The following is a 20,731-nucleotide window of genomic DNA, read 5'->3' on the forward strand; positions in this document are numbered from 1 at the left end:
TTCAGGGAGATCGCAGTGATTGCACATCAACGGATCGTCGTTATTGGGGCTGGCTACGCCGGAGTCATGGCAGCGAATCGGCTCGCCGGCAACAAGGACCTGGCAGGCCAGATCGGCGTAACCGTCATCAACCCCTTCCCGGACTTCGTCGAACGGATCCGGTTGCACCAGGTGGCGGCGGGCAGCCGGGCCGCAGCCTCGGTTCCCATGGAAACGGTGCTGCACCCACAGGCCACGCTGGTGGTCGGCCAAGCCACACGGATCGATCCGCACGCCCACACCGTCCACTTCGACGACGGCCGCGCTCCGCTGAAGTATGACTTCCTGGTCTACGCTCCCGGCAGCACCAGTCAGCCCGCCCCGTCGGGATCCGGCAGCTACGCGCTCCAGGACGCCGAGTCGGCCACGCGCCTCCGGCCGGAACTGGAGCAGCTGGCGCCGGGCGGCGTCGTCAGTGTCATCGGCGGCGGGCTGACCGGAATCGAAGCCGCTGCTGAAATCGCTGAGGCGCATCCGCGCTTGACGGTGCGGCTGGTCTCCCGCGGGCAGATCGGGGCTGACCTGTCCGACGGTGGACGACGCGCGTTGCTGAAACGACTCCGGGAGGTTGGAGTCCAGCTGATGGAAGGGCGCCGGGTGGAGCGGTCGGAGGGGCAGCAGATCACGCTCTCCGACGGCACGTCGATGGCCTCCGACTGCACCGTTTGGACAGCAGGCTTCGCCGCTCCGGACCTCGCCCGGGTGAGCGGCCTGGCCACCGATGCTGACGGCAGGCTGCTCGTCGATTCAGCCCTGGCTTGCCCCGAGTTCCCGGAGATCTTCGGCGCCGGAGACGCTGTCCGCGCGCCGGACGCGGTTGCCGCGCACCTGCGGATGAGCTGCGCGATGGCCATGCCAATGGGCGCACACGCCGCGGACAATATCAGCGCCCGGATCCGGCAGAGGGACCCGCAGGAGCTGTCCGCCGGCTTCCTGCTGCGCTGCGTCAGCCTGGGCCGGAAGTCGGGGCTGGTCCAACCGGTGCGGGCCGACGACACCCCGCGCCGGCTGGCCCTGAGCCATCGGACAGGAGCCTTGGTCAAGGAGCAGGTGTGCCGCATGACACTGACCTGGATCAGGGGAGAACGGCGGCGCAGCGGGTCGTACAGCTGGCCGCGCGGTCCTCGCGCCGTCAGCGCGCAATAGCAACGGCAGGTCAGACCACCCCACAGCGCGACGACGGCCACGCACCGGAGGTGCGCAGCCGTCGTCGTACTGAAGTCAGCGGTAGTTGATGAACTGAAGGTCGACGTCCAGATCCGACCCCTTGAGCAGGGAAATGACTTCCTGCAGGTCATCACGGGACTTGGACGTGACCCGAAGTTCGTCACCCTGAATTTGCGACTTCACGGCCTTGGGACCCTCATCGCGGATGATCTTCGAGATCTTCTTGGCCTGGTCCTGGGCAATGCCCTCCTTGATGCCGGCTTCGATCCGGTATTCCTTGCCTGACGCGAACGGCTCGCCAGCATCCAGCGACTTCAAGGAGATGCCACGCTTGACCAGCTTGGACTGCAGTACGTCCAGGACAGCTTTCACGCGCTCCTCGGAGTTTGCCTTCATCAAGATCTTCTCGCCGCTGAAATCGACTTCGGCGCCGACTCCCTTGAAGTCATAGCGCTGCGCAATTTCCTTCTGCGCCTGGTTCAAAGCATTGGCAACTTCCTGCTTATCCACTTTGCTGACGATGTCGAACGAAGAATCGCTGGCCATGGTTCCTCCTAGGTCGGGGCGTGTTTGCTTGGCACCAGCCTACTGAATCGCGCAGCAGCGGGTCAGATTTCCCAGCTTTCACGCAGCTTCTGTCCATTGTTCCTTCATCCGGATCCGCCAGAATCACTGTGTTGTATCAATCACCGATCTTCAGGAGAAGCGCACATGGGAGCCCGCCCGCGGTACATAGTCACGTCGATAAGGGTTGCCGCGGGTTCGTTCGTGACCGCCACGGCCGTCGCCACGGTGGTTGTGATGGGTTCAGCTCCGGCTTCGGCGGCCACTGTGTCCCTGCCATCGCAGACCCCTGCCAAGGCCGTCGGCGCCGTCGGTGCTGCACCAGTGCTTCCGCGGGAGACAGCGAACGGTCTGGGCAGCGACCGCGGCAACTTGGGCGATATGTCCGGCGCAGGCGATGCGTCCGCTGAAGCCGACTTGCTCGTCGGGGCTGAGCCGGCGTCCCGCTTGGATGGGATCCGCCGGGAAATGGATCAGGCGGTGCAGATGCGGCTGGTCACCGCGGACCAAGCCGACCGCTTTGTGAACCAGATCCAGGAGCGGATTCTCCGGGGTTTATAGCTGCGAAACACCCCGATTCGATTCTTGCCCCGATCTTTGTGTAAAGTTGTCTTGCTTCCTCACGGGGAAGCGGTCTTCTGATCGAGAAGGCGTTCGGCAGATTACCCGAGCGGCCAAAGGGGGCTGACTGTAAATCAGCTGGCATTGCCTACGGGGGTTCGAATCCCTCATCTGCCACCGAACGGGAAACCCCGTCTGACCAAGACTTACTGGTCGGGCGGGGTTTTTCCGTACTAGCCGGTTTTACCGGCGGCCGCTGGTCCACCTGCGACAGCGGGCCGGAACCGGCGCCGATAGACTTGACCGCGGATGTGACCGGCGGCGACTGGCCGCCATGACGAGGAGTTCTCTTGCGACAATTCACCGCCCGCTTTGCTACGCCGGAGGAAGTCGAGGCCTGGGACAACCATGTCACAGCGAACCCCAATGGCGGCAACATGCTGCAGGCCAAGGCCTACGCAGCGGTGAAAGCGGAGCACGGGTGGAAGCCGCTCTACCTCGCGTATGAAACCGCGGGCTACACCAGTTACAACCTGGTGCTGGAAAAGCAGGTTCCGCTGCTGGGCCAGTACTGGTACATGATCAAGGGCCCGGATGTCGCGTCCCCCGATGACCTGCCCGGCATTTTCGAGGCCAACCGCCGCTTCTGCCAGGAGCAGGCGCGCGGTGTCTTCGCGATCCGGATTGAGCCGGACGTTGAGGCCACTGATGATGCGCGCGCCCTGCTGGCACGCGAAGGGCTGGTCAAGATGCCGGACCTGCAGCCGAACGATCACACCGCGATCGTGGATATTGCCCCGGAGCCGGAGGTGGTCCTCAAGAGCTTTTCCTCCCGCGGCCGCAACGCCGTGCGCCGGGCGATCCGGGAAGGCGCCGAAGTTGTCACGGCTGAGCCGACGGAGGAAAACTTCCGGGCCATGTTCAACCTGATGGGGCAGGTGCAGCAGGGCCAGAAAAACGTGCAGGTTCGCTCTTTCGAATACTTCAAGGCGTTCTGGGGCAACTTCATTGCTGCCGGACAAGGTCGGCTGCTGTTCACCTACGAGGACGGCAAGCCGTCGGTGGGGGCGTTCGTGGTCAATTACGGGCGCAAGGGCACCTACAAGGACGGCGGATCGCTGCCGCGGCGCAAGCAGTACGGCGATTCGCATCTCATCCAGTGGACGGCGATGAACCAGCTCAAGGAGCTGGGCATTACCAGTTACGACCTGTGCGGAACTCCGCCGGCGTCCGAACTGAAGAACCCCGAGCATGAGTACTACGGACTGGGCCTGTTCAAGACCAGTTTCACCAAGACCATCACCGACTTCGTCGGCTGCTATGACCAGGTGATCTCGCCGCTCAAGTACAAGCTGTGGTCGACAGCGGGGGAGAAGATTGCCCGCGGCCTCTACGTCCGCCGCCGCCACCAGCCGTTCTACTGAGCAGCTGGCGGGGGACACCAATCAGCGGCCGGGCGGGACGCCACTTCTCAGCCGACTGGGACGCGATCAGTTGCCGTCCTCAGGCTGCTTCGCGCAGCGGCAGCGGGTGGATGTCCCAGAGGAAGCAGTACGTGGTCGGCCCCGAGTTGTGCATGACGTTGTAGTACAGCCACTGCCAGGCAGAGGCGCCGTTATGGTCGGCCGGAGCAGGCGGACAGTCCGCCGGCGTGTACCACTTCCCATCGCTCCAGATGTAGTACAGGTCGCCTACATACGTGGCTGCCGGCCCGGCGCCGGGTTTGCCGTGCGGCAGGCCGACCCGCTCCTTCAGCGAGGCGCCGTCGCCCACCGCATACAGCTCGGTCTTCGACGGATCATGGGCGAACGGCAGCCTGTCATTCAGGTCGTCCATCAATCCCATGCTCCGGGAGATGGCGGCGTCGAGCTCCAGTCCGTCGGTGACAATCAGGACGGTGCAGCGGTTCATGTCGTTTCCCTCCGGTGAGTGTCTGGTGGAATCGACCTTAGATAGGCGGGCACCGCTGCCGGAAGGCGCCGCCCCAGGTTGTGGATAACAGCCGCCGGACGCCTTTGTGACACCCCGCAAGCTCATGCGCTGAGCGAACACGGGGCGACAGCCCGCAGTCCGGCGCGTAGCGTGGGGGTATGGCAACCATCGATATCACCGAGGCCCAGTTCCCGCAGACCATTGAAGAGAACGACATTGTGTTCGTTGACTTCTGGGCCGACTGGTGCGGCCCCTGCAAGCAGTTTGCCCCCGTCTACGACGCCGCTTCCGAGCAACACAGCGACATCGTCTTCGCCAAGGTGGACACCGAGGCTGAGCAGAATCTTGCCGCCGCCGCCGGAATCACTTCGATCCCCACCCTGATGGCATTCCGCGAAAAGGTGCTGGTCTTCTCCCAGCCCGGCGCATTGAACTCCAGCCAGTTCACCCAGTTGGTGGATGCGGTCAAGGGCCTGGACATGCAGGAAGTCCACGCGCAGGTCGCTGCCCAACAGCAGGCAGCGCAGGACGGCCAGGCAGCCGAGTAGCCACAACGTCACGAACCTCCCGAGGGAGCAGGGCAACTGTCCTGCTCCCTCGGTGCTTTAACCGGGGCTCAGTGGCGGCGGTGGTCCTGCGGGGGCAGCCGCGGCCCGAACGTGGGCTTACGGAAACCACTGAGCACCAGCATCCGCACCACGCGCTGCCGGTGGCCCCGCCACGGTTCCAGGAGTTCCAGCATGCCGGCGTCGTCCGTCTTGCGTCCGGTGAGGGCGTAGCCCACAAAGGCCGCCAGATGGAAGTCGCCCACGGACACCGAGTCGGGGTCCCCGTGCGTGCGCTGCGCGGTCTCGGCCGCAGTCCACGGTCCAATCCCGGGGATGGTGCACAGCTTGCTGGCCAGCTCGTCGCCGGCCGGCAGCGACGCCAGGCGCTCCAGGGCTGCGCCGGAGGAGCAGGCACGCAGGATGGTGGCGGAGCGTTTCGAATCCACGCCGGCGCGGTGCCAGTCCCATGATGGAATGCGCAGCCATCCGTGGGCCGTTGGCGGGACCATGAGACCGTCCGGAGCCGGTCCCGGTGCCGGGGTGCCGTGCCGCCGGACCAGATATTTGTAGGAGTATCGCGCCTCGATCGTGGTGATTTTCTGTTCCAGGATCACTGGAACCAGTTCATCGATCATCCGCCCGGTGGCCGGCAGGCGCAGCCCCGGGTTCCGCCGCCGCGGCACGCTCACCAGCCGAGGCAGTCCCGCGTGGAATTCCGGTGCGTCAAATCCGGACCAGTCGTCGTTGACCCCCAGCAGGGCCGGCAGGCCGGCCAGTGCTTCCTCCGCGCCCGGCCCCCAGGCCTGTCCCATGACAACGGCGGTGTCCCGGCTGCCTGCCGCGGCCGCACCGCGGGTGCCGTCTTCCTGGGGTGTGGCTTCCCGCCGGATTTCGTTGTCCCGGCGCGGCCGGCGGGTGATGAGCAGGGTGGCCGCGCCGGAGGAGGTATTCAGCGTCAGCCAGGCACCGGCGTCGTCCATCCGGGCGGTGGGATCCTGCTTGCCCCGGGACAGGATGGACAAGGTCCCGGGCAGGTCGTAAGGCTCCGGGATTTCCACCTCACTGGTGAGTCCGGTGGTGCCGGACGCGGAGGCAGTGGAGAGCATGGATTAATCGTCGCACGCACGGCCGACAGTTGCGGCCCGGCCGGCCCGCGGACCGCATCGACCGGCGCGGGCGTGAACCCGTCTTACGCCGGATGTGCCCCGGTATGGGCTGGCAGGTAGATTTGGGCCCATGAAATATGCCAATTCTGTTCTGGACCTGATCGGCAACACTCCGTTGGTCAAACTGAACAAAGTGACCGAAGGTATTGCTGCCACCGTCCTGGCGAAGGTGGAGTATTTCAACCCGGGCGGATCGATCAAGGACCGCATTGCGGTGAAGATGATCGAGGAAGCAGAAAAGGACGGGCGGCTGAAGCCCGGCGGAACGGTGATCGAACCCACCAGCGGCAACACCGGTGTGGGGCTGGCCCTGGTGGCCCAGCAGAAGGGCTACAAGTCCATCTTCGTGACCCCGGACAAGGTGGGCCTGGAAAAGCGCGATGTGCTCAAGGCCTACGGCGCCGACGTCGTGGTCACGCCCACGTCCGTGGCCCCGGACAGCCCGGAGTCCTACTACGGGGTCTCCGACCGGCTGGTGACGGAGGTGGACGGCGGCTACAAGCCGGACCAGTTCAACAACCCGGCAGCTCCGGCCAGCCACTACGAGACCACCGGCCCGGAGATCTGGCGCGACACGGACGGCCAGGTCACCCACGTGGTGATCGGTGCCGGCACCGGCGGCACCATCACCGGAACCGGCCGCTACCTCAAGGAAGTCTCCGCCGACCGCCCCGGCGGCCCGGTGAAGATCATCGGCGCCGACCCGGAAGGTTCTGTCTACTCCGGCGGCACCGGACGGCCCTACTTCGTTGAAGGCGTGGGCGAGGACATGTGGCCGGACAACTACGACAAGTCCGTGCCGGACGAGGTCCTGGCCGTCAACGACGCCGAAGCGTTCGCGATGACCCGCCGGCTGGCGCAGGAAGAGGGGCTGCTGGTTGGCGGCTCCTCCGGCATGGCGGTGGTGGCGGCGTTGAACGTGGCCAAGACCCTGGGCCCGGAGGGCATCGTGGTGGTGATCCTGCCGGACTCCGGACGCGGCTATCTGGGCAAGATCTTCAACGACGAATGGATGAAGTCATACGGCTTCATTGCCGGCGGCGAAGATGCCACCGTGGGCGAGGTACTGCAGCGCAAGAGCGGTCGGCTGCCGGACCTTGTGCACACGCATCCCTACGAAACGGTGCGCGACGTCATCGAGATCATGAACGAATACGGCGTCTCCGTGCTGCCGGTGCTGTCGCAGGAACCGCCGGTGGTCATGGGCGAAGTGGTCGGAGCCGTGAACGAACGGGACCTCACCGCCAAGCTGTTCAAGAACGAAGCACAACTGACCGACAAGGTCGGCGATCATCTGGGAACGGCCATGCCGTTGGTCGGATCGATGGAGCCGGTGTCCGCCGCGCGGGAGAAGCTGCAGGCGGCCGACAGCGTGCTGGTCACGCTGGCCGGGGCTCCTGTGGGCGTGCTGACCCGGCACGACCTGCTGACCTACCTCACGAGCTGAAGGAGAGAAGAATGAGTGCAGAGAACAACCAGGGCTTCAACACCCGGGCCGTGCACGCCGGCCAGGTGCCGGACGACGCCACCGGCGCTGTGGTGCCGGCGATCTACCAGTCTTCGACCTACGCCCAGGACGGCATCGGCGGGCTGCGCAACGGGTACGAATACGGCCGCGGCACCAACCCCACCCGCGACTCGCTGCAGGTTCAGTTGGCGGCGGTGGAGGGCGGCAAGCACGCGTTCTCCTTCGCGTCCGGCCTGGCAGCCGAAGACGCGCTGATCCGCGCCCTGCTCGCCCCGGGCGACCACATTGTGCTGGGCAACGACGCCTACGGCGGAACCTACCGGCTGATCAACCGGGTGCTGGGCGCCTGGGGCATCGGCCATACCGTGGTGGACATGTCCGACGAGTCCAAAGTGGCCGCCGCGGTCAACGAGCAAAAGGCCCGCTTCCTCTGGGTGGAGACTCCGTCCAACCCGATGATGAAGGTCACCGATATCGCCGCGCTCGCGGAACTGGCCCACGCCGCCGGTGCCCTTCTGGTGGTGGACAACACGTTCGCTTCGCCGTACCTGCAGAACCCGCTGGCTTTCGGCGCCGACGTCGTGGTGCACTCCACCACCAAGTACATCGGCGGCCACTCGGACGTGATCGGCGGCGCGGTGGTGCTCAACGACGACGCGCTCGCCGAGAAGATCGGCTTCGTGCAGTTCGCCGTGGGTGCCGTATCCGCACCCCTGGACGCCTTCCTGACCACCCGCGGCCTGAAGACCCTGGGCGTGCGGATGGACCGGCACTCCGCCAATGCCCAGGCCGTGGCCGAATGGCTGCAGGGCCGGTCCGAAGTGGAGGCCGTCTTCTACCCGGGGCTGCCGGATCACCCCGGCCACGAACTGGCCAAGAAGCAGATGCGCGGCTTTGGCGGCATGGTCTCGGTTTCCTTCAAGGGCGGCGAGGCGGCGGCGCGCAAGGTCGCCGAGTCCACCACGGTGTTCACGCTGGCCGAATCCCTGGGCGGCATCGAATCGCTGGTCAACTACCCCTCGGAAATGACCCACGCCTCGGTGAAGGGCACCGAACTGGCCGTGCCGGAGAACCTGATCCGGCTGTCCGTGGGCATCGAGGACATCGGGGACCTGATCGCGGACCTGGAGCAGGCTTTCGCCCGGCTTTAGGCAGCTCGACGCAGCTCTAACGCAGCCCTGAACAACGCAGAGGCCTGCGGTACCGGCGGACCGGACCGCAGGCCTCTGGCGTGTCCCGGGCGGTCAAGGAATACTGTGCCCATGGATCCGAACAAGCAGTACCCACCGGCCAGCGTTGTCCCCGGTCTGCAGTCGCGCAAGGCGGCGCAACTGATCGAGTACCTCACCGGCACCGTGGGGTTCACCGAACACGCCCGGTTCGAGGAGCACGGCGTGGTCCTCCACGCCGAGCTGCTCTGGCCGGAAGGCGGCATGGTGATGATCTCCAGCCACGCCGAAGGCACCCTGTGGGCCCGCGAGCCGGGCTCGGCCCAGCTGAACGTGTACACCCACGATCCGGATGCCCTCTACGCCCGCTTGAAGGCCGCCGACGCCTCCATCATCCGCGACCTGCAGGACACCGACTACGGGGACCGCGGCTTTGCCATCAACGATCCGGACGGAAACCTCTGGGCCTTTGGCATGTACCGCGGACAGCCGCTGCCGGGCGCAAACGGGACCGAGGTCCAGGACATCAGCTTCGAGGGCCATGCCTGAGCCGGCCACCACCCCTTCTCGCGACGACCAACTGCCTTCCGGGCTTCTGCTCGCCCTCTGCCGGCTCCACGCGCTGAAGCCGGATGCCAGCACAGTGGGAATCACCGGCATCGACAAGCGTCCGGTCGCCGGCCGGATTCCCCTGCACTCGATGGGGCTGCGCGCCGATCTCCAAGCCGACCGCAAGAACCACGGCGGCGAGCTCAAAGCCCTCTACGCCTACGCTCAGGAAGATGCCGCCGCCTGGGCGGATGAACTCAGGCGGGACATTCCGCCTGGTCTGTTCGGCGAAAACCTGCGGACCACCGGCGTGCAGGTCAGCGGCGCGCTGGTGGGGGAGCGGTGGCAGGTGGGCCCGGAGGTCGTCGTCGAGGTGACCATGCCGCGGATCCCGTGCGCCACCTTTGCCCGGCACATGGATGAACCCCGCTGGGTCAAACGCTTTCTGCAGAAAGGACTGCCCGGCACCTACCTCAAAGTCGTCACTGCCGGGTCGCTTGCCGCCGGCGACGGGATCCGCGTGCTGTTCCGGCCGGGGCATGGTGTCAGCGTGGCGGAGTCGTCGCTGGGGCTCACCCCGGAGCAAGCACAGGCGCTCCTGGCGTCCGAGGCCGCTGGCGAGATCACGCTGCACGGCAACGTCCGCAAGGCAGTCCACCGGGCGTTGAACCGAGACCCGGCCCGAGGCCGCGTCCACGCCTAACGACGCCGGCCTGCCGGGTCGGTCCGATGCATCCTCCACTGGTCCTTGTCCGTTTCACTCTCTCGCCGTAGGCTTTATGCAACTTGTTGTGCAAAGGAGTGCAGAGTGGCCTACCCGAAGCTGTTCGAACCGCTGGACCTGGGCTTTACCACCCTGCCCAACCGGGTGCTGATGGGCTCCATGCACGTGGGTTTGGAGGAGCTGCCCGGCGGTTTCGAGCGGATGGCGGCGTTCTATGCCGAACGGGCCCGCGGCGGCGTCGGGCTGATCGTCACCGGCGGCATCGCCCCGAACGCCGACGGCCGGCTGCAGCCCGGCGGCGCGATGATGACGACGACGGCGGAGGCTGCCCGCCACCGCACCATCACCGATGCCGTCCACGCAGAAGGCGGGCGCATCGCGCTGCAGCTGTTGCACGCCGGCCGCTACGCCGCCCACCCGGAACCGGTGGCGCCCAGTCCGGTGCAGGCTCCAATCAGCCCGTTCAGCCCCCGCGAACTGAGCGAGGAGGAGATTGAGCAGACCATCGAGGACTTCGCCGCGGCTGCCGCGCTGGCCCGGGACGCCGGGTACGACGGCGTGGAGATCATGGGCTCGGAGGGATACCTGATCAACGAGTTCATCGTGGCCCGGACCAACGAGCGCACCGACAGCTGGGGCGGCAGCTACGACAACCGGATCCGCTTCCCACTAGAGATAGTCCGCCGCACCCGCCAGCGCGTGGGCGAGAAATTCATCCTCATCTACCGGTTGTCCATGCTGGACCTGGTGGAAGGCGGCTCCAGCTTCGAGGAGGTTGCCCAACTGGCCCGCGGCGTCGAAGCGGCGGGGGCCACCATCATCAATACGGGCATCGGCTGGCACGAGTCCCGGGTGCCGACGATCGCCACCTCGGTACCCCGGGCCGGGTTCGCCTGGGTCACTCGCCGGCTGATGGGCGCCGTCGGAATTCCCCTGGTGGCCACCAACCGGATCAACAACCCGGACACCGCCGAGCAGCTGTTGGCCGGCGGGTGCGCGGACATGGTCTCGATGGCGCGGCCGTTGCTCGCCGACCCGGCGTTCGTGCTGAAGGCATCGCGCGGCCAGGCCGACCGCATCAATACCTGCATCGCCTGCAACCAGGCCTGCCTGGACCACACGTTCGCCGGCAAGATCACCTCCTGCCTGGTCAATCCGCGTGCCTGCCATGAAACCGAAGTGGTGATCGAGCCCGCGGCTAAGCCGAAGTCGCTGGCCGTCGTCGGCGCCGGACCGGCCGGCCTGGCCTGCGCCGTGACCGCTGCCGCGCGCGGCCACCAGGTCACGCTGTACGAAGCCGCGGAAGAAATCGGCGGCCAGTTCAACCTGGCCAAGCAGATCCCCGGCAAGGAGGAGTTCCACGAGACCATCCGCTACTTCGACCGCCAGCTGGAGCTGCTCGGCGTCGACGTGCGGCTAAAGACCCGGGTGACGGCAGCCGAACTGGCCGAGGGCGGATTCGACGAGATCATCTTGGCCACCGGCGTGGTGCCGCGCATCCCGGAGCTGGACGGTGTGGACCACCCGAGCGTGCTCGGTTACCTGGATGTGCTCCGCGACCACCGCGAGCTGGGTGCAACCGTGGCAGTGCTCGGCGCAGGCGGCATCGGTTTCGATGTCAGCGAGTACATCACGCAGGCCGGGCCCAGCGCCTCGCTGGAGCCGACGCTCTTCCGTGAGCGCTGGGGGATCGACGACGACCCGGCCGTTCGCGGGGGCCTCGCCGCACCGCGGCCCGAAAGCCCGGCGCGGACGGTGCACCTGCTGCAGCGCAAGGACACCAAGCCCGGTGCCGGGCTGGGCAAGACCACCGGCTGGATCCACCGGGCAGAACTGAAGAGCCGCGGCGTGCAGATGATCCCTGCCGCCACCTACCGCAAAATTGACGACGACGGCCTGCACCTGACCATCGACGGCGCCGAGTCGGTGCTCGCCGTCGACAATGTGGTGCTCTGCACCGGGCAGGAACCGCAGCGCGAACTGCTGGAAGGGCTGAAGAGTGTGGGCCTGACGGTCCATCTGGTAGGCGGCGCGGACGTGGCCGCCGAGCTCGACGCCAAACGCGCCATCAACCAGGCGACCCGGCTCGCCGCGGCGCTGTAGCAAGGGATCCCGACGATGTCCCTGCCGCACGCCATCCTTACCGCCCTGCTGGAAAAGCCCGGATCCGGCGCAGAACTGGCCCGCCGGTTCGATAAGTCGTTCGGTTTCTTCTGGCCGGCCACGCACCAGCAGATCTACCGCGAACTGGGCAAGCTGGAAAAGGACGGCCTGGTCCGGTCCGGTGGCCGCGACTCCAGCCGGGGCCGGGCCAAGGACTACACTGTGCTGGCCGCCGGCCGCAAGGAACTGAGCCGCTGGACGCTGGAACAGCAGGAGCCCAGGCCCGTCCGCGAGGAACTGATGATCCGGCTGCGCGCGTCCTCGGTGCTCGGCGACGTCCCGATCGAGGAGGAACTCCGGCGGCATCTTGCCCTGCACCGTTCCCAGCTGGCCACCTATCTCCAGTTGGACGAACGGGGCCCGTGGAGCGAGGCCAACCGGCTGCAACGTGCCGTGCTGCAGGCCGGAATCATGTTCGAGCAGGCCTGGATCGAATGGGCGGAACACACGCTGGCGCTGCAGGCCGGGGCAGCCGCCGAGCGGGAGTCCAGTGCCCCCTAGGCGACCTGCTGTGCCCAAGCTCACCGGCCGTCGTCGTGCTTTGGTCCTGTGGGGGAGCGCCGCGTGCCGTACACTGGATGCATCCCCCACTGTCGGTATTCCCTTAGTTCTGCGCGATAATGCCACTTGCGGTCTTGTCGAAGCGTCTGATTGGTGTGTGGGTCCGCCTCTAAATGGCGGGCAGTTTCATGTTTGGGAGCGCCGGCTAAAGAAAACGCCGCTAGGTTTCCCCGCAGAGTGCGGACGGCCAGCGAAGCGGCGGAAAGCCCTGCCACGGGATTGTAATAGCGCCGGGCTTTGAGTCAGAGGACCGCGGACATCGATGTGCCGCGGCCACCGGTCCCCAGCTGAATACGAGGAACTGCCCCGTGTCCGAAAACACTGTTAACACCCTGCCCGAAAACACCGACGCCGCTCCGGCCGTCGAAGACGAGAACACCGTCCTTTTCACCGATTTCGGCCTCGACGGCCGCGTCCTGGCCGCCCTGACCGACGTTGGCTACGAAAAGCCCTCGCCGATCCAGGCCGCCACCATCCCCGTGCTGCTCGAAGGCCGGGACGTTGTGGGCCTGGCCCAGACCGGCACCGGCAAGACCGCGGCCTTCGCCATTCCGGCGCTGTCCCGGATGGCTGAACTGCCGGCGACCAAGAAGACCCAAATCCTGGTCCTGGCACCCACCCGCGAGTTGGCCCTGCAGGTGGCGGAGGCGTTCTCCTCCTACGCCGCGCACATGGACGATTTCACCGTGCTTCCGGTCTACGGCGGCTCCGCCTACGGCCCGCAGCTCGCCGGACTGCGCCGCGGCGCACAGGTTGTGGTCGGTACCCCCGGCCGCGTGATCGACCACATCGAAAAGGGTTCGCTGGACCTGTCCGAACTCCAGTACATGGTGCTGGACGAGGCCGATGAAATGCTGCGCATGGGCTTTGCCGAAGAGGTGGACCAGATCCTCTCGAAGACCCCGGAAGAGAAGCAGGTTGCCCTGTTCTCGGCGACCATGCCGACCGCCATCCGCCGGATCGCCAAGAAGTACCTGAAGGACCCGGCCGAAATCACGGTCAAGGCCAAGACCACCACCGGCAGCAACACCCGCCAGCGCTACCTGCAGGTCATGGGCCCGCACAAGCTCGACGCCATGACCCGGATTCTGGAAGCCGAAGACTTCGACGGCGTGATCGCCTTCGTCCGCACCAAGATGGCCACCGAGGACCTGTCCGACAAGCTCAAGGCCCGCGGTTACCGTTCCGCCGCCATCAACGGCGACATTCCGCAGCAGCAGCGTGAGCGCACCGTCGAGGCGCTGCGCGACGGCAAGATCGACATCCTGGTCGCCACCGACGTTGCCGCCCGCGGGCTGGACGTCGAGCGCATCACCCTGGTGGTCAACTACGACATCCCGCACGACACCGAGTCCTACGTGCACCGCATCGGCCGCACCGGCCGTGCCGGACGCTCGGGTGACGCCATCCTGTTCATGACTCCGCGCGAGAAGTACCTGCTGCGTGCCATCGAAAAGGCCACCCGCCAGCCGGTTGAGCAGATGCACCTGCCGTCCGCCGAGACCATCAACAACCTCCGGATGCGCAAGTTCGCGGAAAAGATCACCGAGACCTTGGCGTCCGAAGATGTCACGGTCTTCCGCGATCTGATCGCGAACTACGAGACCGAGCACGACGTTCCGGCTGCCGAGATTGCTGCTGCACTGGCCGTCATGGCGCAGGGCGGACGCCCGCTGCTGGTGCAGGACCTGCCGGAAGCACCGAAGGGCCAGCGCGAGCGCGCCGGCGGCGGACGTGACGGCCTGAATTCCCGTGGCCCGTCCCGGCCGCTGACCGAGGGCAACGCCACCTACCGGATCGCGGTCGGCCGCCGGAACCGCGTGATGCCCGGCTCCATCGTCGGCGCCATCGCCAACGAGGGCGGCCTGTCCGCCGCGCAGATTGGCGGCATCGACATCCGCTCGGACCATTCGCTGGTGGAGCTGCCCGCGGACCTGAGCAAGGACCAACTTCGTGCCCTGTCCAAGACCCGCATCGGCGGCGAGCTGATTCACTTGGAGCTCGACACCGGCCGCAAGCCGCGCCGGGACCGCGACGACTTCGGCGGCGGGCACCGCGGCGGGTTCCGCAACGACCGGGGCGACCGGCCGTTCACCAAGAAGTTCGACGGCGACCGCCCGTTCAAGAAGAAGTTTGACGGCGATCGTCCGTACAAGAAGAACGACGGCGAACGCAGCTTCAGCGGCGACCGCTCCGATCGTGGCTTCGGCGGCGACCGAGACCGCAGCTTCGGCGGGCCGCGCAAGCCGCGCCACACCCGCGGCTGATCCCCACCGGATCCTCCAGCCACACCCTCCGGGGCATCTGTCATGGACAGGTGCCCCGGAGGCGTTTAACGGCCTTCCTGCGAGCCGGTGCGGTGGCTTCTGGCTATCCTGCCTGCCGAGTGCCGGAGACCACCGCGGAGCCGTGCTCCGCGGAGTAGGCCACGTCGGCTGCAAGCCCACAGCTTTCAAAGACACCCGCAGCACTCTCAGCTTGGCGCTCGCTCGTTTCGACCAGAACCGATCCATCTGGTGTCAACCACCCAGGTGCGCCCGCAGCAACCCGGCGCATGACCGCCAGGCCGTCAGCGCCGCCGTCGAGCGCCCACGTCGCTTCATGAAGACGGGCTTCAGGCGGCATCAGGTGCAGCGCCTCCGTGGGGACATAGGGGACGTTGGCGGCCAGGATATCCACCCTGCCCCGCAGGTTCACCGGCAAGGCCTCGAACAGGTCCCCCTCGTGGACGTACCCGCCCGGCAGATTTTTGCGCGCACAGGCAACCGCCGCCGCGTCCACATCTGCGGCGTGCAGTTCGGCGGGCGCCAGCAGCCTCCCTAGCGCCGCAGCCATCGCACCGGAGCCGCAGCACAGGTCGACGACAACATCGGTGTCGGCGGGGGCCAAGGCGACGGCCCGCTGAACCAGGAACTCGGTCCTGCGGCGAGGCACAAACACTCCGGGGGCTACGGCGATACGCAAGCCACAGAACCCGGCCCAACCCAGGACCTGTTCCAGCGGCATACCGGCAACGCGTTGTTCCACTCTTGCCGCCAAGACTTCCGGTAGCCCGCTCTCGGCCAGCAGCAGGTCCGCTTCTTCCTCAGCAAATACACAGCCCGCCGTGCGCAGTCGGGCGATAATTGCGTCCCGGGAGGTGGGTGACTGGGAAACCGGCATGGGTTCCTTTCGCATGGTGCCCCCAGACTACCCACTGGCGGGAGGGCGTAGTTCTTGACCGACAGCGGCGCGCGCAGCCCGCGGCCCGCCTCCATGTGATCTTGCCTGCATTTCTAGGTGACTTCGAGCATCCGAAGATTTGGGGCCGTGGCAGGGCGGCAGGTCAGTTCCGAAGGCTAAAGAGTGTCATTTTTGCTGTCAGATTCGTGCAGTCGGGGCAGGATCACCGTGGAGTCGGGGCCGTTTCGCTTTCTGGCGCGAGGCCGCCGGTGTGGCGTTCGCCACGAGCCCCCAATCCGATTTCATCCCGGGGCAGATTGCTGGTAATGTATTTCTCCGTTGCCCCCCTAGCTCAGTGGTAGAGCGCGTTCTTGGTAAGAACGAGGTCACCGGATCGATTCCGGTGGGGGGCTCTGAATGGCAAAGCCCGCGTCTGTGTCGCGAGACGCAGCGCGGGCACTGCCGTTCGTGGCGGTGTAGCTCAGCTGGTTAGAGCGCACGACTCATAATCGTGAGGTCCCCGGATCGAGTCCGGGCACCGCTACCAACCGTGAGGGGCCCGCCCGGAACAGCTGTTCCGGTCGGACCCCTCAACTCGTTTCGGGGCCTTCTCCCGACTCGTTCCGCGTCTACTGCCCACGCGAACCGCTGACCAAAGTGGAAGGCGTCCGCGCTTACTAAAGTGGACAGCATGCCCGCCCTCTACCTTGTCCATGGCATCGCCTGGACCCCAGCCGGGCCCCGGTTGCGCTTGACCTCTCCCGATGGCACGCCGGAAGAGATGCCGATGACGGTTGGGACGCGCCTCGGTTTCCGCGTGCTGGATCCGCAGGTCTTCTGCCTGGGCAGCCACCGGGTCCACTCGGCTGATGACAGGAAACATGTGCCATGCCGGTTGCAGGCGCCGGCCGAGCGCGGCTACCAATGTGTGAACTGCTTCCTGAATGACGACTTGCGCTTCCTGCACGACAGCCATCGGAGCGGCCGGGCGCCTGAGGGCCTGCTGCTATATCTCGCGCAGCCGCACTGGCTCTACGTCGCGACGTTCGCCCATGGGGCCAGCAAGGTCGGTACGGCGGCCAACATACGAAAGTCGTTGCGGTTGGCCGAGCAAGGCGCTGTGGCCGCCCGCTACGTTGCCAAAACGCGCGACGGGCGGGTGGTCCGGGTGCTGGAGGACATGGTTTCGGCAGCTACAGAGCTGACCCAAGCCGTACGCAGCGCCGCCAAGTATGCGGGCCTTCTGAGCCCGCTGCCCACGGACGAGTTGGGGCGGATCAATGCCGGGCACGCCGCTGCTGTGCGAGAGCTACTGCCTTCCGCTCAACTGGAGGGCTTCGACGTCGTCGATGAACAATGGCAGCTGCCGGAACTGGCCGGGCCGGTGCTCGCCGACGGCATCAGGAGGGGCTACCCGTCCAGCTTTGATTCCGGCGACCACGGGCTTACCGCGCAGGGCATTCTCGGCAGCGTCGCGACCGTGCAACTGACGGAGGATGGCCCGCTCTTCCTGGCGGACCTCGGGAGGCTTAAGGGCCGCAGGATCGCGCTGGGGGAGTTCGCCTCGGAGCTGCCCGCTCTGCAGGAGCAACTGTTCTAACGAACCCCCGCCTGAAGCACGGCTGACCGCTCTGCGGTTCGGCCAGCAGCAGTCTGGCCGGTAATCTTGAAGTATGAATCCTTGGGACCTGGGCTCGCCGCTGTACCGCAAACTGGTGATCTCCGCCATGGTGCTCATCGGCATCGGGATCCTGCTGTCTGTCATCGGCGCCTCGGCCAGCATCCAATGGCTGATCTGGGCAGCGATAGCGGTCATTGCCACCGGCCTGCTGACCCATCTGGCGGGCCTGCTGGTGAGGGTCCGCGATGCCCGTGCCCGGCAAGCCTCCGCCCATCCGCGCAGCACGCCCCCAGCCAAGCGACGTTAGTTCTTCCAGTCCACTCCACCCGAAGGAGATCCATGTCCGAGCAAGCCGGGGTCAACCCCGACCTCGCCGGCCGCGTGTACCCGGCCGGCGCCGCCTACACGGTAGGCCGCGAGAAAATCAGGGAGTTCGCCTCGGCGGTGAAGGCCACTCACCCCGCGCATTTCGACGTCGAAGCCGCGCGCGCACTCGGCTACGCCGATCTGGTGGCGCCGCCTACCTTCGCCATCATCGTCGCCCAGCGCGCCGATGCCCAGTTGATCGAGGATTCGGACTCCGGCATCGACTTCTCCCGCGTCGTCCACGCCGACCAGCGGTTTGTGCACCACCGGCCAATCGTTGCCGGCGATGAACTCGTGGCTGAACTCCACGTTGATCAAGTGCGTGCGATGGGCGGCGGGGCCATGATCACCACCCGCGCCGAGATCAGCACGGTGGCTGGCGAGAAAACGGCCACCACAACGTCGTCGATCCTGGTGAGAGGGGAAGGCCAGTGAGCGCCGAATTGAATGAACTGACCGTGGGACAGGACATCGGCTCACGAGCCTTTGAAGTCTCCCGCGCGGACCTGGTCCGATACGCAGGAGCCTCGGGCGATTTCAACCCGATCCACTGGAACGGACGCTTCGCCGAGCAGGTCGGGCTTCCCGGCGTGATCGCCCACGGCATGTTCACCATGGGCGCTGCCGTGCAGTTGGTGACGGACTGGATCGGCAACCCTGCCGCCGTCGTCGATTACCAAACGCGGTTTACCAAACCAGTCCTCGTGGAGGATGTTGACGGCCCCGGTGCGAGCATCGAAGTCAGCGGTGCGATCGGGGCCATCGACGCAGACAATGGGACGGCCCGGGTTGACCTGACGGTGACTGCGGCGGGTGTCAAGGTTTTGGTCAAAGCCCAGGCGGTCGTCAAGGTTTGGTGACTCGCCCTGTAACCGGCAGCGGAGAGGCTGGCACTGTGACAGAAACGATTCTCGCTCCGCTGACAACTGCTGGCGTGGGCGGCGTGGCCGGGCGGTACGTCGAGGCCCGCTCAGAGTCCGAGATCATCGATGCTGTCAGGGCTGCCGACGGCTCCGGCGAAGACCTTCTGATCGTCGGCGGCGGGTCCAACCTTGTGATTTCCGACGACGGCTATCCTGGCACTGTCATCCATGTCGCCAACACCGGCTACGCCGTCGACGAACGAGACGGCTCCGTAGTGCTGACGGTTCAAGCTGGCCAGCCGTGGGACGATCTCGTTGCCCTGACCGTCACCAACGGCTGGTCAGGCTTGGAAGCGCTATCCGGTATCCCCGGGCTCACAGGTGCCACCCCGGTGCAGAACGTCGGCGCCTACGGGTCCGACGTTTCTCAGACCATCACTCGGGTCCGGACCTGGGACCGGCACACCGGATCCCTTCGCGAATTCGAGAACAACGACCTCGAGTTTGGCTATCGCGATTCAATCTTGAAGCGGAGCACCGTCAATGGTTCGCCGCGTTTCGTGGTGCTGGAAGTCGAGTTCCGGCTAACGGCAGGACGGCAGAGTCTTCCCATCCGTTACGCAGAATTGGCCCGTGCGCTCGGCGTAGAGATCGGCGGAACGGCCAAAGCCGCGGACGTGCGACGTGAAGTGCTTCGGCTCCGCGCGTCCAAAGGGATGGTGCATGATCCCGCCGACAGGGACACCTTCAGCACGGGATCATTCTTCACGAATCCCATCGTCGATGCCGCAACCGCGGAAAAACTTCCCGCGAACGCGCCGCGTTGGCCGGCCGATGACAAGATCAAGCTGAGCGCTGCCTGGCTCATCGACCACGCAGGTTTCGCCAAGGGCTTCGGCCTCGAGGGCACATCAAACGGCAACCTCAACGGCCACGATCTAGCTGGCGGCCGCGCATCGCTGTCGACCAAGCACACTCTGGCCATCACCAACCGTGGTGAAGCCAGCGCAGAAGACATTCTGGTAATCGCGCGGGCAGTACGGGATGGAGTTGAACGCACATTTGGCATTCGGCTTCAACCCGAGCCACTCTTGATCGGGTGCAGCCTCTAAGGCGGAACCAAGCGTTACTTCGTGCCTTAGTCCGCTCTTGTCCTGCTGCGGCCTCACACAGCGGAAGCAGGCGGTGCTTCAGGCCGAGCCGCCCTGCACCTGTTAGCCTTTGACAGCAAAAGCAGGCGGCAGCAGGGCCCTCGGGACGGTGATGGCTGCCGGGCAGCTGTTCCCTAGGGCAGGTCTTCGCGCCTAATCAGGGCATCGGCAGGTTGGTGGGGAACCTCTGGTCGCTTGCCGGCCTTCGAGCGAACGGTCAGCTCATCGTGTCGGATCATGAAGCGAACGATGCTTGGCCGGAGCTCACGAAGGTTAACAAGCCCGCTGCTGCAGAGCCAGCAGACCAGGCGGTAGCTGTGATTGACCTGCACCAGTCGGTCAGTGCCATGGTCAAACAGCCAGTCCGGTGACAAGAAATCGTGCATCGGCGGCAGGAGACAGTCTGCCGGCAGGAGCCGGGCGAATGAGTCCTCCGGCTCGAAGCACTGTTCAACCTGCAGCACCAACCACCATTCCTCGCTGATGTAGGCAGGGCCGCACTCTTCCACGCACCTTCGTAGATGGGCCTCAAGCCGGAGCGAACGGTCTTCCCGGATTGGACGGGCCTGACGCTGCTGTGCGAAGAATACGCGGAGAACGTCGTCGACGGTCGGCGTCGGTTGGCTGCTTCTGCTCACTGTCAGGTCCCTTTCCCCTGTGGTTGCGAATCCGAGATCTAGAAGGGTGGTGCGACCTCGTCGCATTGTTCGTCGTCGTCACCGTCATCGGAGGCACGTGCTGGGCTTGTTTCGGGGCTTGTGTTGTGGGGTTGGTCGTTGGGTGTGGGGTAGGTAATGGCCCAGTTTTCGTCGGGGGTGGTGGTGTGGGTGTGTCCGGAGCGGGTGGTGTAGTGCAGGGTGCCGTCGTGGTCTTGGGTGACGGTGCCGCCGCCGTGGTGTTTGGTTTTGTGGCCGGGTTTGCAGCGGGCGTTGAGGTTCTCGGGCACTGTTTTGCCGT

General features: G+C 66.0%; 22 protein-coding genes and 3 tRNA genes. 19 read left to right on the plus strand and 6 right to left on the minus strand.

The annotated features are described in order from the left end of the window. Positions 1–15: 15 nt before the first annotated feature. Positions 16–1,185: an NAD(P)/FAD-dependent oxidoreductase gene (locus ACMX2H_RS13795; RefSeq protein ID WP_414961116.1), complete on the plus strand. Its 1,170-nt coding sequence runs from the start codon at positions 16–18 to the stop codon at positions 1,183–1,185. Between the two features lie 75 nt (positions 1,186–1,260). Here the strand turns inward: ACMX2H_RS13795 and ACMX2H_RS13800 are convergent, their stop codons facing one another. Further along, the gene (locus ACMX2H_RS13800) at positions 1,261–1,752 is read right to left on the minus strand and encodes a YajQ family cyclic di-GMP-binding protein (RefSeq protein ID WP_414961118.1); all 492 of its coding nucleotides are present in this window, start codon (positions 1,750–1,752) and stop codon (positions 1,261–1,263) included. Between the two features lie 165 nt (positions 1,753–1,917). On the opposite strand from ACMX2H_RS13800, the gene ACMX2H_RS13805 reads away from it, so the two are divergent. The 3 genes from ACMX2H_RS13805 (at position 1,918) to ACMX2H_RS13815 (ending at position 3,755) form a co-directional block, all read left to right on the plus strand. Further along, positions 1,918–2,331: a hypothetical protein gene (locus ACMX2H_RS13805; protein ID WP_414961120.1), complete on the plus strand. Its 414-nt coding sequence runs from the start codon at positions 1,918–1,920 to the stop codon at positions 2,329–2,331. Between the two features lie 95 nt (positions 2,332–2,426). After that, a tRNA-Tyr gene (locus ACMX2H_RS13810) sits at positions 2,427–2,508 on the plus strand. 173 nt (positions 2,509–2,681) lie between these two features. Beyond that, on the plus strand, positions 2,682–3,755 hold the full coding sequence (locus tag ACMX2H_RS13815) for a lipid II:glycine glycyltransferase FemX (RefSeq protein WP_414961122.1): 1,074 nt from the start codon (positions 2,682–2,684) through the stop codon (positions 3,753–3,755). A 79-nt stretch (positions 3,756–3,834) separates the two neighbouring features. On the opposite strand, the gene ACMX2H_RS13820 is transcribed toward ACMX2H_RS13815, so the two are convergent. Next, a complete protein-coding gene (locus ACMX2H_RS13820; protein ID WP_414961124.1) occupies positions 3,835–4,242 on the minus strand; it encodes a hypothetical protein in 408 nt (135 codons plus the stop codon). A 179-nt stretch (positions 4,243–4,421) separates the two neighbouring features. On the opposite strand from ACMX2H_RS13820, the gene trxA reads away from it, so the two are divergent. After that, positions 4,422–4,811 (plus strand): thioredoxin, encoded by a 390-nt coding sequence (gene trxA / locus ACMX2H_RS13825; RefSeq protein ID WP_414961126.1) that lies wholly within the window; start codon positions 4,422–4,424, stop codon positions 4,809–4,811. Between the two features lie 68 nt (positions 4,812–4,879). Here the strand turns inward: trxA and ACMX2H_RS13830 are convergent, their stop codons facing one another. Continuing rightward, the gene (locus ACMX2H_RS13830) at positions 4,880–5,917 is read right to left on the minus strand and encodes a DNA-3-methyladenine glycosylase family protein (RefSeq protein WP_414961128.1); all 1,038 of its coding nucleotides are present in this window, start codon (positions 5,915–5,917) and stop codon (positions 4,880–4,882) included. Positions 5,918–6,047: 130 nt separating this feature from the next. On the opposite strand from ACMX2H_RS13830, the gene ACMX2H_RS13835 reads away from it, so the two are divergent. From ACMX2H_RS13835 to ACMX2H_RS13865, 7 genes are all read left to right on the plus strand, one after another. Further along, positions 6,048–7,424, plus strand: coding sequence for a cystathionine beta-synthase (locus tag ACMX2H_RS13835; RefSeq protein ID WP_414961129.1), 1,377 nt, complete (start codon positions 6,048–6,050; stop codon positions 7,422–7,424). An 11-nt stretch (positions 7,425–7,435) separates the two neighbouring features. Next, a complete protein-coding gene (locus tag ACMX2H_RS13840) occupies positions 7,436–8,596 on the plus strand; it encodes a cystathionine gamma-synthase (RefSeq protein ID WP_414961131.1) in 1,161 nt (386 codons plus the stop codon). A 111-nt stretch (positions 8,597–8,707) separates the two neighbouring features. Further along, positions 8,708–9,163: a VOC family protein gene (locus ACMX2H_RS13845; protein ID WP_414961133.1), complete on the plus strand. Its 456-nt coding sequence runs from the start codon at positions 8,708–8,710 to the stop codon at positions 9,161–9,163. Further along, positions 9,156–9,866 (plus strand): MOSC domain-containing protein, encoded by a 711-nt coding sequence (locus ACMX2H_RS13850; RefSeq protein WP_414961135.1) that lies wholly within the window; start codon positions 9,156–9,158, stop codon positions 9,864–9,866. Before ACMX2H_RS13845 ends, ACMX2H_RS13850 begins: the two co-directional genes overlap by 8 nt. A gap of 105 nt (positions 9,867–9,971) precedes the next feature. Beyond that, entirely contained in the window at positions 9,972–11,990 is a 2,019-nt protein-coding gene (locus ACMX2H_RS13855; RefSeq protein ID WP_414961137.1) for an oxidoreductase, read from the plus strand. Positions 11,991–12,005: 15 nt separating this feature from the next. Next, on the plus strand, positions 12,006–12,551 hold the full coding sequence (locus tag ACMX2H_RS13860; protein ID WP_414961139.1) for a PadR family transcriptional regulator: 546 nt from the start codon (positions 12,006–12,008) through the stop codon (positions 12,549–12,551). Positions 12,552–12,898: 347 nt separating this feature from the next. Beyond that, positions 12,899–14,878: a DEAD/DEAH box helicase gene (locus tag ACMX2H_RS13865; RefSeq protein ID WP_414961156.1), complete on the plus strand. Its 1,980-nt coding sequence runs from the start codon at positions 12,899–12,901 to the stop codon at positions 14,876–14,878. Between the two features lie 103 nt (positions 14,879–14,981). On the opposite strand, the gene ACMX2H_RS13870 is transcribed toward ACMX2H_RS13865, so the two are convergent. Next, positions 14,982–15,773 (minus strand): putative protein N(5)-glutamine methyltransferase, encoded by a 792-nt coding sequence (locus tag ACMX2H_RS13870; RefSeq protein WP_414961141.1) that lies wholly within the window; start codon positions 15,771–15,773, stop codon positions 14,982–14,984. 341 nt (positions 15,774–16,114) lie between these two features. On the opposite strand from ACMX2H_RS13870, the gene ACMX2H_RS13875 reads away from it, so the two are divergent. From ACMX2H_RS13875 to ACMX2H_RS13905, 7 genes are all read left to right on the plus strand, one after another. Next, positions 16,115–16,186, plus strand: a tRNA-Thr gene (locus tag ACMX2H_RS13875). Positions 16,187–16,243: 57 nt separating this feature from the next. Beyond that, positions 16,244–16,320: transfer RNA gene (locus ACMX2H_RS13880), tRNA-Met, on the plus strand. A 144-nt stretch (positions 16,321–16,464) separates the two neighbouring features. Next, positions 16,465–17,373 (plus strand): DUF2797 domain-containing protein, encoded by a 909-nt coding sequence (locus tag ACMX2H_RS13885; protein WP_414961143.1) that lies wholly within the window; start codon positions 16,465–16,467, stop codon positions 17,371–17,373. A 73-nt stretch (positions 17,374–17,446) separates the two neighbouring features. Next, positions 17,447–17,701, plus strand: coding sequence for a hypothetical protein (locus ACMX2H_RS13890; RefSeq protein ID WP_414961144.1), 255 nt, complete (start codon positions 17,447–17,449; stop codon positions 17,699–17,701). A 32-nt stretch (positions 17,702–17,733) separates the two neighbouring features. Then, positions 17,734–18,195 (plus strand): FAS1-like dehydratase domain-containing protein, encoded by a 462-nt coding sequence (locus tag ACMX2H_RS13895; protein ID WP_364644091.1) that lies wholly within the window; start codon positions 17,734–17,736, stop codon positions 18,193–18,195. Continuing rightward, on the plus strand, positions 18,192–18,620 hold the full coding sequence (locus ACMX2H_RS13900; protein ID WP_414961146.1) for a MaoC family dehydratase: 429 nt from the start codon (positions 18,192–18,194) through the stop codon (positions 18,618–18,620). Before ACMX2H_RS13895 ends, ACMX2H_RS13900 begins: the two co-directional genes overlap by 4 nt. 35 nt (positions 18,621–18,655) lie before the next feature. Further along, positions 18,656–19,735 (plus strand): UDP-N-acetylmuramate dehydrogenase, encoded by a 1,080-nt coding sequence (locus tag ACMX2H_RS13905; RefSeq protein WP_414961148.1) that lies wholly within the window; start codon positions 18,656–18,658, stop codon positions 19,733–19,735. Between the two features lie 173 nt (positions 19,736–19,908). Here ACMX2H_RS13905 and ACMX2H_RS13910 read toward each other — a convergent pair whose 3' ends face one another. Both ACMX2H_RS13910 and ACMX2H_RS13915 read right to left on the minus strand, forming a co-directional pair. Further along, positions 19,909–20,412, minus strand: coding sequence for a hypothetical protein (locus ACMX2H_RS13910; protein WP_414961150.1), 504 nt, complete (start codon positions 20,410–20,412; stop codon positions 19,909–19,911). A 38-nt stretch (positions 20,413–20,450) separates the two neighbouring features. Further along, the coding region (locus ACMX2H_RS13915; protein ID WP_414961152.1) for a hypothetical protein at positions 20,451–20,731 on the minus strand (281 nt) is incomplete at its 5' end.

Source organism: Arthrobacter sulfonylureivorans (assembly GCF_047607445.1).
In the GTDB taxonomy this organism is placed as follows: Bacteria; Actinomycetota; Actinomycetes; order Actinomycetales; family Micrococcaceae; genus Crystallibacter; species Crystallibacter sulfonylureivorans_A.